The sequence below is a fragment of the Thioflexithrix psekupsensis genome (assembly GCF_002149925.1).
GTDB lineage: Bacteria > Pseudomonadota > Gammaproteobacteria > Beggiatoales > Beggiatoaceae > Thioflexithrix > Thioflexithrix psekupsensis.
Genome location: NZ_MSLT01000012.1, coordinates 853,710 through 870,408, shown reverse-complemented (window position 1 = coordinate 870,408; position 16,699 = coordinate 853,710). Strand labels below are relative to the sequence as shown.

The following is a 16,699-nucleotide window of genomic DNA, read 5'->3' as shown; positions in this document are numbered from 1 at the left end:
TGGAGAGTGCAATGGGTTAAATTGCACTCGGTAATAATAGGGTTTTATTCTATTGCTTTAGCGACCACCACGCGAGCGGGACGAATTAAACGATCATTGAGTTGATAGCCTTTTTGATGCACGAAAACGATTGTCCCTGCTTCTACGTTGGGAATGGGCTGCATGGCCATGGCTTCGTGCCACTGGGGATCGAATTTTTGATCGTGTGGGTTAATCTCTTGCACGCCAAATTTTTCTAAAGTCGTATTTAACATTCGTAATGTCAGGGTTAAGCCTTCTTGTAAGGTGGTTAAATCGGCTTCGGGTTTGGTGGCGGCTTCCGCGCCCATTTCCATGCTGTCTTTCACCGCTAATAATTCGCTGACAAATTTTTCTAACGCGTATTTGCGGGCATTTTCGAGGTCTCGATTGACTCTTTTTTGCAGGTTTTCCATTTCTGCTTTTTGTCGCAGCAGGCTGTCCCAGTAGAGGTTCGCTTTTTCACTGACTTCGGCTAATTGCTGTTCTAATTGGGCAATATGTTGTTCGGGAAACGCGACGGAGTCGTTATCATTTTCCTCTTCTACTTCAGTGACTTGTACTGTATCTTCGGAGGAGTCCAGCACTTCAACCGTATCAGGATGGATGATTTTGACGGGAATATCGATGGCATCATCGGCTGGTTTTTTGGGGGATTCGTCAGGGGTTTCTGGATTGATTTTGTTATCTGGATTGACTTCAAAATCGGACGGATTGGGCATTGTGCAACTCCAAAAAAGGGATTTTACATAAAAGGTTCTTTTGACTTGGCGTGTATGTAAGGGCTGATGGGACAGAGTCAAGAGTGATTTTTTGTGATGAGATGTAAACAAAAAGGAGGGGCTGAAACAGAAACAACAAATGGTCTGAATCAGAATTTACAGAATTTGAGGAGTAAAAAATCTACGGAACAATCAGATTATAACAATGTGTTAGAAAAAGAGCTTTTTTGTTTTACTAAAATACCAAATTTGTACGACTGGTTTAATAAGACATCTTCTTCAGGTATCACACTTTCAACGTGCGGACAACTCTGTAACAGTTTTTCGCGCAAATGTCTGACGATCATGACTTTGGTCACTCTCTCTTTAAGAGAAAGCTCATTCAAAATCGCTTTATCTTGTAACAAGTCAAGAAGGACAGGCACAAGCATCATTGAAAATTCACTCATTTTTTCAGGAGACATGTATTTTGGAGTCACTTTAGGCTGAGTGACTGACTCTTCTTCGCCGATCAACAAACCCACCAAAACCATTCGATTTAAACTACTGCTTTTACTGTGGGCAAAAGGGTAGCCAATTTCCGCAAATCCATACACCATTAAGCTGGGAATTGGATAGTTGGTTAATGTCGATAATTGATTTTCTAATAAATCAAATTCGCTGCCGATTTCCCGATTCACATTTAAACAATTCGCTCTTTTCATGTCAGAAAATCCCAGAAAAAAACGCGGCTCAAATTTGAAATTATTTAAATCTTTTAAAGCAGTACGACTGCTTTCTAATATCTTGTAAGGGTTTGAATAACCGAGTTTTAAAGCGGCTTTATCTTCTTCATCTACTGCATTTAAAATATAATGATTTTCCCCTTGATGAAAAATAGGCTCATTTAAAGGTGTTTGCGATTTCTTCACGATTAAGGAGTAATGTTTATTATCCTTATGTAACGGCGTTTTATTCAAGTAATCCGAAGCGGCTAAATGCGCGATTCTTAGTAATTGATTGTCTCGAATTTCCACAGGCAACCACTTTTCACTCCCTTCTATCGGTTGTACGGGATTTGCGTAGGTACATTGAAAATGGAGTGATCCAGAAAATAATAAGTAGGGCATGGCTTCGGTAAAAATTTGGCCATTGAAAAATTGCAGACTGTGATACTGACTGGGTTGGGGTTCTTCAGAAGATGGATCATGTGCCGTAGCGATTGCGCCTAAAATTTTGCAGCGTTTGTATAAATTCGATGCGGCAATTCCTGCGAAAACGGCTTTCATGGGCGGAGCGGTATTGGCGGTGTCTGACAAATTGAGAAACAAAGCAGGAAACAGTAAGCATAATCGTGATTTTTTCTCTTGTTTTTCTTGGGTGATTTCAAAGGATTGTTTTACTGATTTTCTTACTTCTTCTCCATTGCCTTTAATGGAAGAAACAAGTCCTGCGGTAATGTTGATTTTATTATCGGTGAGAAATAAACACAGTGTAATCTGTTCATGAGAGAGGTAAGGATTGGTGCAATTGGCATCGGCCGCGACAGTGCAACCCACCAATTGCAATTCTGGAAACTCCGACAATAAATTATCCAAAAATACTTGATGCGCCGCTTGATCCAAAAGGTGGGATGAAAATAACAATCCAGTCATTTTTAATGGTTTTTTAGCGGAAACATTAAGCAATTCGCAACGGATTTTTTCTATAATTTCAAAAGCCGCTTCTTTAAGCGGCAATTGAGTGCTGGCGATGATGGTCTTTAACATGAGATTCAACTCCTCGTGTGGGATAGTGAGTTAAACCACGTTTTTTGTATTATTTTTCTGAGGTGGTTACGTTACAATAAAACATTGTCATATCAGCATAACAGCTAGAACTGAAAAAGCAAGTCCCTAGTTCACTATTATTTAAAATAATTTTTTCCAATAAAAACAAATTATTATAAAATAAACCTCCGTTTGTCAGAATTCCCCTACCGTTTACGTAAATATTTAAAAATATATGAATTCAATTTATGACGCGCAGATAATGCACAGGAAATGCACATGGGTTTTACACTTAACTAATTGTTTTACTTAAAAAATTTTTTATATTTTTTGCTGATTTTCCGCTCATTTCCTGCTCATTAAAAAATGAATTCATTTTTGGAGGCGATTTTACAAGATTAATTTTAAGTGCGATAGTTTGCCAAGCTGGCAAAAAAGTTATAACTGCCAGTTATATTCGCCTCATTGACTGAATCAACAATTAGGAAAAAGCAATGACTAGACAAATCACGCAGGCATGGCAGCGAATCGCAGCAACAATGTTGTTGCTCATGCTGTCTGTTTCTGCTTTGGCAAACTATGATGTCCACATTAAGTTTTTGGACATCTATAGTCAGCCCGTTTCTGGGTTGACTGTCACGGCTGGTGGCAAGACGGCTGTGTATAGTAATGGAGTTTACTCCATTAGTGGCTTGACCGAAGGCACTCACACGTTAAGTATGACTGGAGATGGTTACAAGGGGTTTACAGGGACGTTTGAAGTGGGTTCAAACAATCGCGTTAAGGACTTTGGCTCCACGTATGCCTTATTAAGTGAAAATGGTTACGAGTTTTTTGGGCGCGTTGTAGATGAAAATTCGCAAGGTTTAGCGGGCGTGACAGTGGCTGCCAACGGTAAAACAGGAACTTCTGATGCCAGCGGTAATTTCGTCTTAAAATTAGACAGCGCAGGATCGTATAACTTAACCTTCACCAAAGAAGGCTATTTCAGTGTGCCTTTGAATTATCCTGCACGGGCGGTATCTGATGCAACGCCACGCTTTGCTTTGGGAAATATTCAGGTTATTTCCGGTTATCGTGTTACTGGACAAGTCCGTAACATAGAAAACCGCGGAGTACAAAGCGCGACCGTCACCCTTGGCGATAAAAGCGTTCAAACGGATGGAAATGGCAATTTCCGTATTGATGGGATTAAAAATACAGGAACGTACACGGTTAAGGCAGTTAAAGACGGCCTTGAGACTGATGTGTCTCTAAATGTACATGGTTCACAAGCTGCGTATCCTACATCTCCACTGTATTTGGTCAATAGCTTTATCGTTATGGGCTATGTGCGCGATGTATTTGATAAAGCCATGCAAGGCATTACGGTTGAAGCGGCTGGCAGCACGGCGGTGACAGATGAACAGGGTGTTTATCGCCTTTATGTTAATACAGAAGGCTATCATGTAGTCACCGTTAAAACGGCGGGCTATAAAGAGGTAAAAGCAACGGCCAACTATGTTTCAAAAACCAGTGCCATCGCTTCTGTTCCAGTAGTTTTGTACGCTATTTCCTTGACGGAAGGCTATAATATTACAGGGAAAGTTACCGTTTCTGACGATCAGTTGAATTTACCTAACACAGTCAGTATTCGTGTGGATGGAGTTAATGGCGTATTTACACCTGATGAAAAAGGGGATTTTCGCATCCGTGGACTTTCTACAGAAGGCACATATAACTACACTATCTCGGTTTCTGAGCAAGGTTATTTGCCCATTACAGGGTCGTTTTCGGTAAATGATAGAAGACCGGGTTATGTTGTTCCGGTGTGTGGATTTTATCCTAACTTGCAAATTCAGATTAAATCCAGTCATGATCGATTTTATCAATCAGATTTGGGCGTAGTGACGTTTAATGTGTTAATTAAAAACATTGGGAATGCTCCCGCACATTACGTGGAAGGACGTTCTACGCCTGATAAAATGAGTCCCGGCTTTTTCTTGAAATCCGCGACTGTGGCGAAACCAGGACGCAATTACCCTGTGACAAATATTCCTGAAGTATTGGGTTTAGGTGCGCCAAATATTACTAATAACCAGTGCGCCTTTATTGATAATGATCGTGGGTATGCGAGTTGCCGCTTTCTCGGCACTATAGATGCGAGAAATGAAGCACAAGTGGACATAGAAGTGGGTTATGTACCTGGAATGTTCCCGGCCAGCTTGCAGTTTGGATTCGAGGCAACAGGTCTGGCGTGTCCCGGATACTGCACGGTTAAACAACCCATTTATGCTCCTCCGGGCAATTTAAACATGCCGTTTGTGCCTTATCTGTCACTGGATATGGTTCGTAATGCAAGTTCTGCCATGATTAACAGAACCATTACTCATACGTTTACCCTGAAAAACAGTGAGTTAGCACCTTTACCAGCAACGGGCGTGGTGTTAGACATTAAATTACCTGAGTTGACTACAGTTGAATCTGTCACTGTGGGAGAAGGACGGGGAAATTGTACACAAAATGGTGCTATATTACACTGCACTTTGGGAACGATGGCAAAAAATGATGCTATTCCTGTAACGCTTACGCTGAAAGGAGTACGGGTTGGTCAAGCGACAATTGAATACAGCTATCGCAGCGATCAACAGGAAACTTTGCAGACAGGAACAAGTGTATTCTCAATTATTCCAGAACCAGTAGCCTCCATTGTTGATTCCGGAAATGCTGACTTGATGCTGGTCGTTGATGATACGGGTTCTATGTCTGAAGAAATACAAGGAACAAGACAAGCTCTGAGTGCGTTTATCTCTCAAGGTCAAGCGGCGAATATCGGCTTATACACGTTTAAGGATAACGTAACCAATCGCTTGCGTAATAATATTGGGCAAGAGCTATCGTCTGTATCGGATATGCAATATCTGTTAAATGCGGTTAATCAATTGGCTGCATCGGCAGGCGCGGATTGCCCAGAAGCGAGTTTGGAAGCACTACAAGCAGCCAAACGCCATGTCAAAATGGGTGGCCGTATGGTGGTGATTACAGATGCTTCGCCACACAGCAAGGTCAATGTTGATACGTTAATCGCTGAATTACGGGCGCAAAGTATTCGTGTTGATGTGTTGCTTTCAGGTGAAGAGTGTGTGGGAATCTGTGGCATACAGACTGGAGACAGTTCAAGCCTGAGCGCAATCCAAACCTTTTCTCGCATCGCACATGAGACGGGTGGCGTTTTCTTAACCCCGTTTGAGGTCAATGATGGCTCAACGTCTGGTGCAGAACATTACCGTTTGGCCACGTTAAATTTATTGTCTGGCGCGGTAAAACCAACGATTATTTCTGTATCACCTAACCGCTTACCAGCGGGCGTGACTGCCGATGTCAGAGTTAAACTGGCTAACGCACGTTTTGATGACAAAGCCGATGTGGATTTTGGTTCAAACATCGAAACCAATACCGTGACCGTCCTTTCACCCACAGAATTGCAAGTGAATTTGACCGTTAGCGGCAATGCAAGCCCACAATTCGTCAGTGCTTCCGCTAACGTACCACAAGGAGAAGAACGTGTGGCTGCATCGGGAACAGGCGTGTTGGAAATTGTGGCCAGTACGGCTGGAGAAGTAGAATTGCTTGGTTTAACGCCTTCCGTTTTACAACAAGGGGGCAGCCAAACGATTACATTAAATGTCGCGGGTGTGGCAGGTCAAACCTTGGGATTAAGTGCAGGTGCAAGTTCTGGCATTAGCATTTCTCAAGTCAAGATGAGTAATCCCACGCAGTGGACGGCGGTAGTTGATTTGACGCAAGCCCAATTGGGAACGCATCCTTTGACATTGACCATAAACGGTCAAGCACAAGAAGCGAGTTGTTCAATGGTGAGTTCGCCGTTGAATAGCAGCGTGACGGTTGTTCCTAACGACAACGCAAGCAATACACCTCGTTTGGTTGAATTAACCCCAAATAGAGGTACTCAAGGATCCATGCGTCGTCTGCACGTCAAAGGCAAAAATACCACTTTTGCACAAGATGTTAGCAAGATGTACTTCAGCGGTGAACATGACATTTATGTTTTAGATGTCAAAGTCATCAATGCCTTAGAATTGGTTGCGCTGATTCAAATTGATGAAAAAGCAATTTTAGGCTACCGTGATGTGTTCGTTTACAATGATGAAAGTCAAATTTTCACGCTGTTAGATGGATTTGAAGTCACTCCCACTTGTGGTTATACACTTGAAGGCATTATTTCTAATGCGAAAGGTGAAGCGATTGCAGGCGTTGAGATCGACTCAGGCGAAAACATGGCGATCAGCGACGAAAATGGCTACTATCGCTTGTATGGCCTGTGTGAAGGTGAGTATGACTTAGTTATTGATGATCCTTCAGGCGGATACGAATTTGACCCAACCGAAGTCACGGTGTCTGATAATACCGCGAATAGCAATGGAATTGTTCAGCTTTCGTTAAAAGACAATTCTATGGGGGTTATTGTTAAGACCCGTCCTAACCGTTGGGAGATGTATCAAGGGGAGACTGTTCGTTACACTCTTAACGCCACTAACTTTGGTAAGACTACAGCTACAGGTTTGATCTTGACTAATCGTCTGCCTGCGAATACTGAGGTTGTCTCCATTGACGGCTTAGAAAGTGTGACTGGATGTAGTCAAAATGAGACAGAGATTATCTGTCAATTGGGTGATTTGGCGACGCATCAATCGGCGACCGTGGTTATTGTTTTACGTGCTTTGGGCGACCAAACCATTCGCAATACAGTAACGGTTCGTTCAAATGAATACGGTGCGACAGTTTCTGATACGTGGACAAAGGTATTGCCTTACCTTTCTGTCAGCATCAGCGATGATCCTGATCCTGTCTTGGCAGGCGAAATCGTATTTTACGAAGTTGCTGTAGAACTCAGCCAATACGTCAAGGAAGCGGGTTTGTCGCAAACAGCCACTGGAGTGACTTTAGTGTCCCAGTTGCCGAAGAGTGTAGAGGTGCAATCAGTCGAAACGGCGCACGGCACTTGTGAGGCAGCCACTATCGGTACAACCCCCGTGACTCGCTGTGTTCTGAATGATTTAAGTGTGGCTGAGGCAAGTTCTTTAAGCCGCATTGTCATCAACATGCGGGTATTGGTTAAAGAGCCTGGGTTGTTATACTTTATCCACGAGGCCACGATCTCTGCTAACGAGTTCGAACCGTTTACAATGCGTGAGCGGACTACAACTTGGGTGGGAGAGGGAACGGTTGACGCGGCAATTGTACTCGACACTACAGGGTCAATGCAGAATGAAATGAGTGCTACAGTAAATGCGCTCAAGGAAATGCTGATCGAAGTGGACAATCTGAAACTGCCTGTTTCACCGCTGGTTGCCTTCATCGGTTTCAAAGATGAAGTAGTTGTACACGCAGTAACTTCCGATTTGAACTTGCTGGCATCCACTTTGAGTAAAATCAAGGTTGAGGGTGGTGGTACTTGCCCTGAAGCGTCTGTTGAGGCTTTGATTAAGGTGATTCCTCACGTCAAACGTGGTGGTTATATTGTATTCGCCACAGACGCGTCGCCTTATTCAGATGCTGACATTGAGCAATTGGCTGATTTATTAGCTGAAAAAGAAATCACCTTGATTTCTTTATTATCAGGGGATTGTGTCGATGGAACGTCATGGAATGACATCGCTATTGAATAATTAGGAGGAGGTTTGTTTGGATACGCCGTATTTGGATAATGCGGCGTATCTTGGCGACCTGTCGCATCGGAGAACATCGCTGTGAAAAATTACCACTACATTAGTTTATTGTGCTTATTCAACCTAGCCGCCCCGCTGCGTGCTGAATCCTCCTACATCTTCTGCCAACTTGCCCAACAAACTGGCGGGCAATGTGTGCCTTTATCGTCAGAAGGACGAGATGATCCCGAATGGCAAGAACGCTTTACCAATACAATGCTCAATGGATTACTCGCTTCCGTAACGCCAATGATTACCGAAGTTGTCCCCAATCAAATTGCCCAAGGACAATCGATAAAAATAACCCTACTCGCGCCTAAAGCAAAATTTACAGCCGATAGTCAAATTGAGTTTAATCATTCGGATATTAAAATCAATGAAAAACGCTTATTATCCGAAACGCAATTAGAAGCGAATGTCACCGTGAATGCCAGTACCCCATTGGATTTTTATGACATTACGGTCATCACGGGAGAACAGCGCATTCAAGGCTATGGCATTTTGCAAGTCGTTACTCCTTCAATTAAGGCAACGATTAGCAGCGTTAGCCCTGCTAAAGTTCCGCGCAATAATGAAGTGCATGTGCAAATTGATGGAGAAAATACGCATTTTAATCAAAACACAACGATACAATTTGGCACAGAAAATTTAAAAGGTGAATTTACGGTTAATCCGCACATTAGCGTTTCCTATTTAAAGGTACTTTCACCGAATTCATTACAAGCCATTCTCAAGATTGGCGAACAATCATGGCTGGGTTATCATAATATTCGCGTGACCACCAGTGATGAAGTGGTGCGCAGTCGTCAAATCAGTTTATTTCAGATTGTTGCTGAAGGCAGCATGGATGTTCCTCCTCCTATTATTCCTCCTATTATTCCCCCTGGTGATCCAGAAAATCCATTGCCTCCTGAACCTTTACCTGAACCTTTACCAGTTTCGCCGACAATCACAATTATTTTAGATGGGCAAAAGACACCGCAAATTGGCCAAACCATTTCTTTAAAATTAGCATTAGAACATGCGCAATTTGATGAGCAAAGTAAAATTTATTTTACTCCTGATCAGGATATTCAAATTGTCAGTAAAAAACATGTTAATGACCATTTAATCGAATTAACGCTGGCTATTGGCGAAACGGCTACAGTAGGAAATTACACCATCACCGTGGAAACACAAGGAAAAACAGTGGTGTTGAAAGATGGCTTTACCGTTACTGCCGCAGGAACTCCCTCAGAACCAGGAATTGACCCCCCAAGTGAAGAACCACCTGTTAAGGAAGAACCTGTCACGCCAGTGATTCCTGAACCACCAACGCCTATTTTGCCCGATGATCCGCCGCCAATAACTCCGCCACCACCGCCACCTGAAAATCATTCATTAAGCATTATCATTGACGGTCAAGGCAGTGTTTCTTTAACGGACATTGCGGGTATAAATAACTGCGCCCAAGAACTGTGTCAATTTGATTATCCTGAAAATACAGCAATTACGCTTTTACCCCAATCTGGTTCTGATAGCGAATTTAAACAATTCTCCGATAATTGCTTGCAAGGACAAGTTTTATTACAACAAGATACGGTGTGTCGAGTCACTTTTAAAGCGATTGAAAAATCGCAAGAATTACCTATTTGTCCAGAAACGGGTTTAATTCGCACCAGTTGCCAAGCCAATAACCAACCGATTTACGATATAACGATTGAAAAAGGCGTTACCGTTTCTCGCGCTATTTTAAATGGATTTATTGACAATAAAGGCTGGATTATTCACAGCAAAATTGCAGAAATGACAGAAGTCAATCAAGGCTATTTAAGCGGTACTATTACCAATTTAGGCACTATCCGCGATAGTTATTTCGTGGGTCTTTATTTATTCGGTGGCGAATTGGCAGGAACAGTGATTAATAACAGCAAATTGCCTTCCTCTGCTTTTATTGATGTCAAATTAGCGGCTAATGCAGTGATAAAAGGGGGGCGTTTATCAGGTTATGTCATTGGTAAGAAAAACCAACCCGCTCGCTTAGAATCTCTGTTGATAAGCAATAACGCTTATTTGGAAAATGTTATCATTACCAAATCCGTTAAACTTGGGGATAATGTGACCATTGGGGAAGGGGTTTTATTTGAACCTGATGTGGTGATTGAAAAATCAGTGGTTTTTGCCAATGAAGTCATGCCATTAAATTACGCCAATATCGACAGTCTGCCCAAAAACACGGAATTAAGTCCATTGGTGAATGAAACCTTTACTTTCCCTTGTGCTTTAGACCGACAATTGAATTATCAACAAGTTGATTTAAATCGTCGCTTAATCACAACTGCGCCTACTTTATTAGAAAGCCTAAATCAGATCAGCGAATTGAAACAGAATCATTGGCAATTGCAGCAGGAAAATGACGGCAGCATTTATTTTAATGATGGATCATCGCGTTGGTTGTTAAATATCTACTCACTGCGAGTCAATCGTGAGCAAAGCAACCGTGCTTTCTTCAGTCGAGAGCACGTGGAATTTATCACGCCTGAAGGCTTGCATTTCAAAGCGCGTCGCTATTTTGCCGCGCCTTGTACTTTGCAACAAATTGTCACTGAAGCTGAAGTGGCTACTGAATTAAACTTTAATGATTCAGGTTTAATTCAAATTGATTTAACCAATGGTACATGGTTGCAAGCCCAAGTAGATTGGACAATAAAACCCGCACCCAAAGGTCAGAATGAAGGACTTTATGTCACTTATTCTCCTTATGTTTCAGGTTTACCTGTTGCCCATTTAATTTATCCTGATCAAGATAACAAGTTGTGGATGCAATTGCTGTCACCTACTTTAGCGGATTCATCACTTTTTTATGCCCAAATAGGGCAAGCAATTACTATGGATGAATTGGGTTTTATTCGCTTTTCATTTAATGGTCAACTTTATCAAGGCGTATTGGATTATTCCATAAAATCATCCAGACCTATTAGTCAATTACGAATAGACACTATTAACGATGTCAATCTTGACGGTAAAGCCGACTTTTTAATTTATTACCCTAATGGAATGCAACAGGTTTTATTTGGGCGGTAATAGGCTTTACTATAACACTAAACTGAATGCTTATTTCTATATTTTCGTTGTTTGGGACAATCAGTCGTGGATTGTCCCTTTTTTATCCAAAAACCCTTACAACCCCAACACTCCCATCACATCCCCAAATTGTTTGACAAAATGAATGGTGACTCCTTCTTTAATGTAATCAGGTAAATCGTCGAAGTCGCGTTTATTTGCGTAAGGCAAAATCAGCGTGAAAATGCTTAAACGACGCGCCGCGATGACTTTTTCCCGAATGCCCCCAACAGGGAAAACTTGACCTGACAAGGTCAATTCTCCTGTCATAGCAATGCGTTGCGAGACGGGTTTTTGTTTCGCTAAGGACAATAAGGCACTGGCCATGGTGATGCCTGCGCTGGGGCCATCTTTTGGCGTTGCGCCCGCAGGCACGTGCAAATGGATAAACGCATTTTCAAAAAAATGCTCTGGCACACCAAATTCTTGGCTACGACTGACGATGAAACTGTAAGCGATTTCGGCCGATTCTTTCATGACATCGCCCAATTGTCCCGTGAATTTAAAGCCACGTGTATAACGATGTACCGTATTGGCTTCAATGTTCAGCGTCGCGCCGCCCATTGCCGTCCACGCCAAGCCTGTCACAATGCCCACACCCGCTAATTGTTGTTCTTCTTCAAATAACGGTTTACCTAAGAATTGTTCCAAATTCTTTACGGTCACTTTAATGGGTAACGTTTCGCCTTCTAATAAACGAATCGCCGCTTTACGCGCAATCGTACCTAAGCGTTTTTCTAAATTACGCACACCCGCTTCTCGCGCATATTTCTCAATAATATGCAATAAAGTGGCATCGGGAATTTTTAATTGATCTTTATTTAAACCTGCCCGCTCCAATTGTTTGCGCAATAAATGCTTTTTCGCAATTTGCAATTTCTCGCTACTTAAATAGCCCGATAAACGAATCACTTCCATCCGATCTAATAATGGACTTGGAATTGTATCTAATTGATTGGCCGTGCAAACAAATAATACTTTGGATAAATCAAAGCGCACATCCAAGTAATGATCCAGAAAATCACTGTTCTGTTCTGGGTCTAAAACTTCCAGTAATGCCGATGCAGGATCACCACGATAAGAACTGCCAATTTTATCGATTTCATCGAGCATAATGACGGGATTGGCATAACTGACTTCTTTCATGGCTTGCAGAAATTTACCGGGCATCGCGCCAATGTAAGTACGACGATGACCTTTAATTTCCGCTTCATCATGAATTCCGCCCACAGAAAAACGATAAAAAGATCGCCCAATGGCATTGGCAATGGATCGTCCAATCGACGTTTTTCCCACCCCTGGCGGCCCAACTAATAGCAAAATATTGCCGTTAATACTGCCCTTCAATTTACCCACGCCAATAAATTCCACAATCCGATCTTTCACATCATCCAAACCTTCATGATCGCTATCGAGAACTTTGCGGGCTTTCTTAATATCCAATTTATCCTTTGAATATTTACCCCACGGCAACAATGTCAACCAATCTAAATAGTTACGAGTAATCCCATACTCAGCCGATCCCACTTCTAACACCGATAATTTATTGATTTCATCATCAATCCGTTTTTGAGCAGCGGGCGGAACATTCAGTTCTTTTAACCGCTCTAAAAAAGTATCAATTTCTGCCGTGCGATCATCTTTTTCTATACCCAATTCACGTTGAATCGCTTTGAGTTGCTCACGCAGAAAAAATTCACGTTGTTGCTTGTGCATTTTCTCTTCGACTTGGCGACGAATTTCCACTTGTGCTTTCGCCAATTCTAATTCCTTACTTAATAAAAATAAGGCTTTTTCCATACGCTTGGCCAAATCAAGACATTCTAATACCTCTTGTAATTCTTCTTTTTTAGAAGAAGTCATGCTGGCAGCAAAATCGGCTAAATGCGCAGGATTATCAGGGCCAAATCGTTCTAAGAACATTTTCAGTTCTTTGCCATAAAGCGGATTTAAAGGCAGCAATTCTTTAATGGTATTAATGACTGCTAAAACATAGGCTTTAATGTGATCATCTTCCTTGTCATAACGCAATTCTGGCACATAACGCACCCGCGCCGCAAAAGGACGCTGTGGATTCACCCAATCTTCTACGTGAAACCGTTGCAATCCTTCCACTAAAATCTGCACATGATCATCTGATTGACTAATGCGATGCACCCGACACGCCGTTCCCATTGGATAAAAATCGGTCACTTCGGCTTGATCCGCCATGTCTTTATGCACCAACACCAAACCGAAAATTTTATGATCCGAATCAACAATTTGTTTAATCGTTTCTTTCCACGCTTTTAAATCAACCAATAACGGAAAAGCCTGCCCCGGAAAAAATGGCCGATTTCCCAATGGCAATAAGGTCAAAATAGACGGCATGACATCTTTAAAAGACACTAAACTGGCGGTGTTATCATCATCTTCATCGTCCTCCTCCTCGTCGTCCTCATCATCCTCATCGTCGTTGATCAACGCTGCGTCAGTTGGCACACTGATCGCCTCTACCGTTTCGGCTTCTATGGTGACAGATTTGGAGTCAGGGTTATTTTCTACGGATGTATCTTGTTGATTTTCTGGGGATACCGCGTCATCTGAGGGGGTATTCATGTCACTGTTCTCTGTCGGTTTAAAAGGAGGGGTGGCAATTTTTACCGATCTTTGGTCAAAAGAACGACAAAAATCTTAATGCTCCCTATATGGTGGCAAATTGTCAAAATACTAATATCAGATAACGGTGATATTCTCGCCAAAAACTTCAATTTGTAGCGCACAATAAGCTCACCCTCAATGCTCAAAACAAGCGCACCGTTATTCTTTTAATTTTGCATTGCAAAAAAGTAAATAGAAATTTGATTAAATTCGCCTTTTTAGCTGCTTTTTTGTGCAAATGCAGCAAATATAAATTATTCTAACCGACCGCTTTATCTCTGGGCAAAAATAGTGTTTAATAATCGCGCATCGGACACTTGGATGAGAACAAAAGGAAATGGCATTAATCGTACAAAAATACGGCGGCACCTCAGTAGGTTCTACTGAACGTATCAGTCACGTCGCTGATAAAGTTATTGCTGCACGTCGAGAAGGACATGATTTGGTGGTGGTGGTTTCTGCCATGAGTGGCGAAACCAATCGTTTGGTGGCTTTGGCGAAGAGCCTCGCTGATCCCCCTAATCCACGCGAATTTGATGTGATTTTAGCCACAGGCGAGCAGGTCACGATTGGCTTGTTGTGCATCGCGTTGGAACAAAAAGGCTGTCCCGCTCGCTCTTACACGGGCGCACAAGTGCGGATTTTAACCGATAATGCTTACAATAAAGCACGGATTTTAGAGATTGACGATCAAGCGATTCGTCACGACTTGGCACAAGGTCGTGTGGTGGTGGTGGCAGGTTTTCAGGGCGTTGATGCCGAAGGTAATATTACCACGTTGGGACGCGGTGGTTCTGACACAACCGCTGTTGCGTTGGCCACGGCATTAAAAGCGGATGAATGTCAGATTTACACGGATGTTGACGGTGTTTACACTACCGACCCACGAATCGTACCGCGAGCGCGTCGTTTAGACCGCTTGAGTTTTGAAGAAATGTTGGAAATGGCCAGTTTGGGGTCTAAGGTTTTACAAATTCGCTCCGTTGAATTTGCCAGCAAATACAATGTCCCTATACGTGTATTATCTTCATTTGAAGATGGCCCCGGTACCCTGATTGTCCCAGAGGATAGTATTATGGAACAAGCCCTGATTTCAGGCATTGCATTTAACAAGGATGAAGCGAAAATTACCGTATTGGGTGTACCAGATCGTCCCGGTATCGCCCACCAGATTTTAGGCGTGGTTAGCAGCAGTAATATCGAAGTCGATATGATTATTCAAAATATCGCCCATGATGGCTCTTCGACTGATTTTACGTTTACTGTGCATCGCAACGATTTTAAGCGGGCAATGGCTTTAGTACAGGAAAAAGCCCAAGAATTAGAAGCGCGTCAAGTGGTTGGCGATGATCGAATTGTTAAAATTTCATTGGTGGGCGTAGGGATGCGCTCTCACGCGGGTATTGCCACGCAAATGTTCCAAGCCCTTGCCAGTGAAGGGATTAATATTCAGATGATTTCGACTTCTGAAATTAAAATTTCGGTGGTGGTGGATGAGAAGTATTTGGAATTAGGCGTGCGCGTGTTGCACGATGCGTTCCGTTTGGAGGAGGCCGCCTAACGTTTTTTCAGGTGCTTTGGTACCTGACACCGCAGTGTGCATCAAAAAGGAGGAGAGACTATGTTAATTTTGACAAGGCGTGTTGGCGAATCACTGATGATTGGCGATGAGGTCACAGTGACGGTGTTAGGTGTCAAAGGGAATCAAGTTCGGATCGGTGTTAATGCGCCCAAAGAAGTGGCAGTACATCGAGAAGAAATTTATCAACGAATTCAACAAGAAAAAATCGACGATCCGTCGGAATCTTAGAAAAAATCTTTTTGCGGGAGCGTGTTTTTTATTAATGCGCTCCCGTTGTTTTTTTTAAAGGGGGAATTGTTGGAGAATTTTATTTATTGTTTCTCTTCCTAATCCTTTCACACGTTTCTCTACATCACTAAGGCTAGAAAATGGCAATTGCTGACGTAATTCGATGAATTTTTCAGAAAAACTCTCAGCCCTTTTACCTTTAAACCAATCAACTCGCTTTAACTTCTGTATTAATTCTGATTTAGCATCGTTATTCAGCGAATCCAATATTTTTTGTAACCGATCTGGACTCGGATAAGAGGCGGCAGGCATTGGCGCATTTACACCAGTGGGAGTAGAAATGGAAGAGGGCGACACGGGCGTAGCCACTGAGTGAGAAATAGGCACAGATAAGGCAGCAATAGCTTGCAACAATTGCTGTTGATAATGCGCATTTTCTCTGGCATTTTCTCGCATTTCTTGCTGCATGGCTTGCATTTCTCGTGAGAAAGTCTCTTGCATGATGTGCATGGTGCGCGTGAGTTGTTCTATTTGCTGATTTAAATCTACCGAATTCACGCTTGAATGATCTGGCAAATTCGGAGAAATCGGCGGCGTTTCTAATGCAGGTTGTAATGTAACTGTAGATTGAAACAATGTAGCTTGTTCAATCGCTTGCATTTCCAATTCTTTTTTTACTACAAAAGCACTAACCATTCCACTTAAAATGCGCTTTTTATCCCTTTGTTTAGCTAAAACAGCCGCATGATATTCAAAATGTCCCACAAGAACTTTTAATTGCATGGGCGAAATTTGTTTTAGAATAAGCGGTTTTAATAAACAACCCGTTTCAACAATTTTATCCGCCAACACTTCTAAAGCCTGCCGATCAAAATCAGTGATTGGAATATCAGACTCAATATCAGGCACATCTACCAAATGAAAATGGATAAAATCTCCATATTTATACAT

The 16,699-nt window shown here is 42.3% G+C and carries 8 protein-coding genes; 4 read left to right on the top strand and 4 right to left on the bottom strand.

All coding sequences use genetic code 11. From position 1 onward, the window contains the following. Positions 1-44: 44 nt before the first annotated feature. On the bottom strand, positions 45-740 hold the full coding sequence (grpE, locus tag TPSD3_RS08855) for a nucleotide exchange factor GrpE (protein ID WP_086488183.1): 696 nt from the start codon (positions 738-740) through the stop codon (positions 45-47). A 197-nt stretch (positions 741-937) separates the two neighbouring features. Next, positions 938-2,488, bottom strand: a complete 1,551-nt coding sequence (locus TPSD3_RS08850) for an FIST N-terminal domain-containing protein (protein WP_086488182.1) — start codon at positions 2,486-2,488, stop codon at positions 938-940. A gap of 494 nt (positions 2,489-2,982) precedes the next feature. Here TPSD3_RS08850 and TPSD3_RS08845 point away from each other — a divergent pair, with 494 nt between their 5' ends. Continuing rightward, positions 2,983-8,157 (top strand): carboxypeptidase regulatory-like domain-containing protein, encoded by a 5,175-nt coding sequence (locus TPSD3_RS08845; RefSeq protein ID WP_086488181.1) that lies wholly within the window; start codon positions 2,983-2,985, stop codon positions 8,155-8,157. 81 nt (positions 8,158-8,238) lie between these two features. Beyond that, a complete protein-coding gene (locus tag TPSD3_RS08840; RefSeq protein ID WP_140048522.1) occupies positions 8,239-11,259 on the top strand; it encodes an LbetaH domain-containing protein in 3,021 nt (1,006 codons plus the stop codon). A 96-nt stretch (positions 11,260-11,355) separates the two neighbouring features. On the opposite strand, the gene lon is transcribed toward TPSD3_RS08840, so the two are convergent. Further along, the gene (gene lon / locus TPSD3_RS08835) at positions 11,356-13,896 is read right to left on the bottom strand and encodes an endopeptidase La (RefSeq protein WP_086488179.1); all 2,541 of its coding nucleotides are present in this window, start codon (positions 13,894-13,896) and stop codon (positions 11,356-11,358) included. A 379-nt stretch (positions 13,897-14,275) separates the two neighbouring features. Here lon and TPSD3_RS08830 point away from each other — a divergent pair, with 379 nt between their 5' ends. Together TPSD3_RS08830 and csrA are read left to right on the top strand one after the other, a co-directional pair. Further along, positions 14,276-15,499 (top strand): aspartate kinase, encoded by a 1,224-nt coding sequence (locus tag TPSD3_RS08830; protein ID WP_086488178.1) that lies wholly within the window; start codon positions 14,276-14,278, stop codon positions 15,497-15,499. A 60-nt stretch (positions 15,500-15,559) separates the two neighbouring features. Continuing rightward, positions 15,560-15,748, top strand: coding sequence for a carbon storage regulator CsrA (gene csrA / locus TPSD3_RS08825; RefSeq protein ID WP_086488177.1), 189 nt, complete (start codon positions 15,560-15,562; stop codon positions 15,746-15,748). Between the two features lie 54 nt (positions 15,749-15,802). On the opposite strand, the gene TPSD3_RS08820 is transcribed toward csrA, so the two are convergent. Then, the gene (locus TPSD3_RS08820) at positions 15,803-16,699 is read right to left on the bottom strand and encodes a hypothetical protein (RefSeq protein ID WP_086488176.1); all 897 of its coding nucleotides are present in this window, start codon (positions 16,697-16,699) and stop codon (positions 15,803-15,805) included.

Coding starts and splice junctions, on each gene's coding strand:
- TPSD3_RS08845 (WP_086488181.1), top strand. CDS start 2,983: ATGACTAGACAAATCACGCAGGCATGGCAGCGAATCGCAGCAACAATG.
- TPSD3_RS08820 (WP_086488176.1), bottom strand. CDS start 16,699: ATGTATAAATATGGAGATTTTATCCATTTTCATTTGGTAGATGTGCCT.
- TPSD3_RS08850 (WP_086488182.1), bottom strand. CDS start 2,488: ATGTTAAAGACCATCATCGCCAGCACTCAATTGCCGCTTAAAGAAGCG.
- grpE (WP_086488183.1), bottom strand. CDS start 740: ATGCCCAATCCGTCCGATTTTGAAGTCAATCCAGATAACAAAATCAAT.
- TPSD3_RS08830 (WP_086488178.1), top strand. CDS start 14,276: ATGGCATTAATCGTACAAAAATACGGCGGCACCTCAGTAGGTTCTACT.
- lon (WP_086488179.1), bottom strand. CDS start 13,896: ATGAATACCCCCTCAGATGACGCGGTATCCCCAGAAAATCAACAAGAT.
- csrA (WP_086488177.1), top strand. CDS start 15,560: ATGTTAATTTTGACAAGGCGTGTTGGCGAATCACTGATGATTGGCGAT.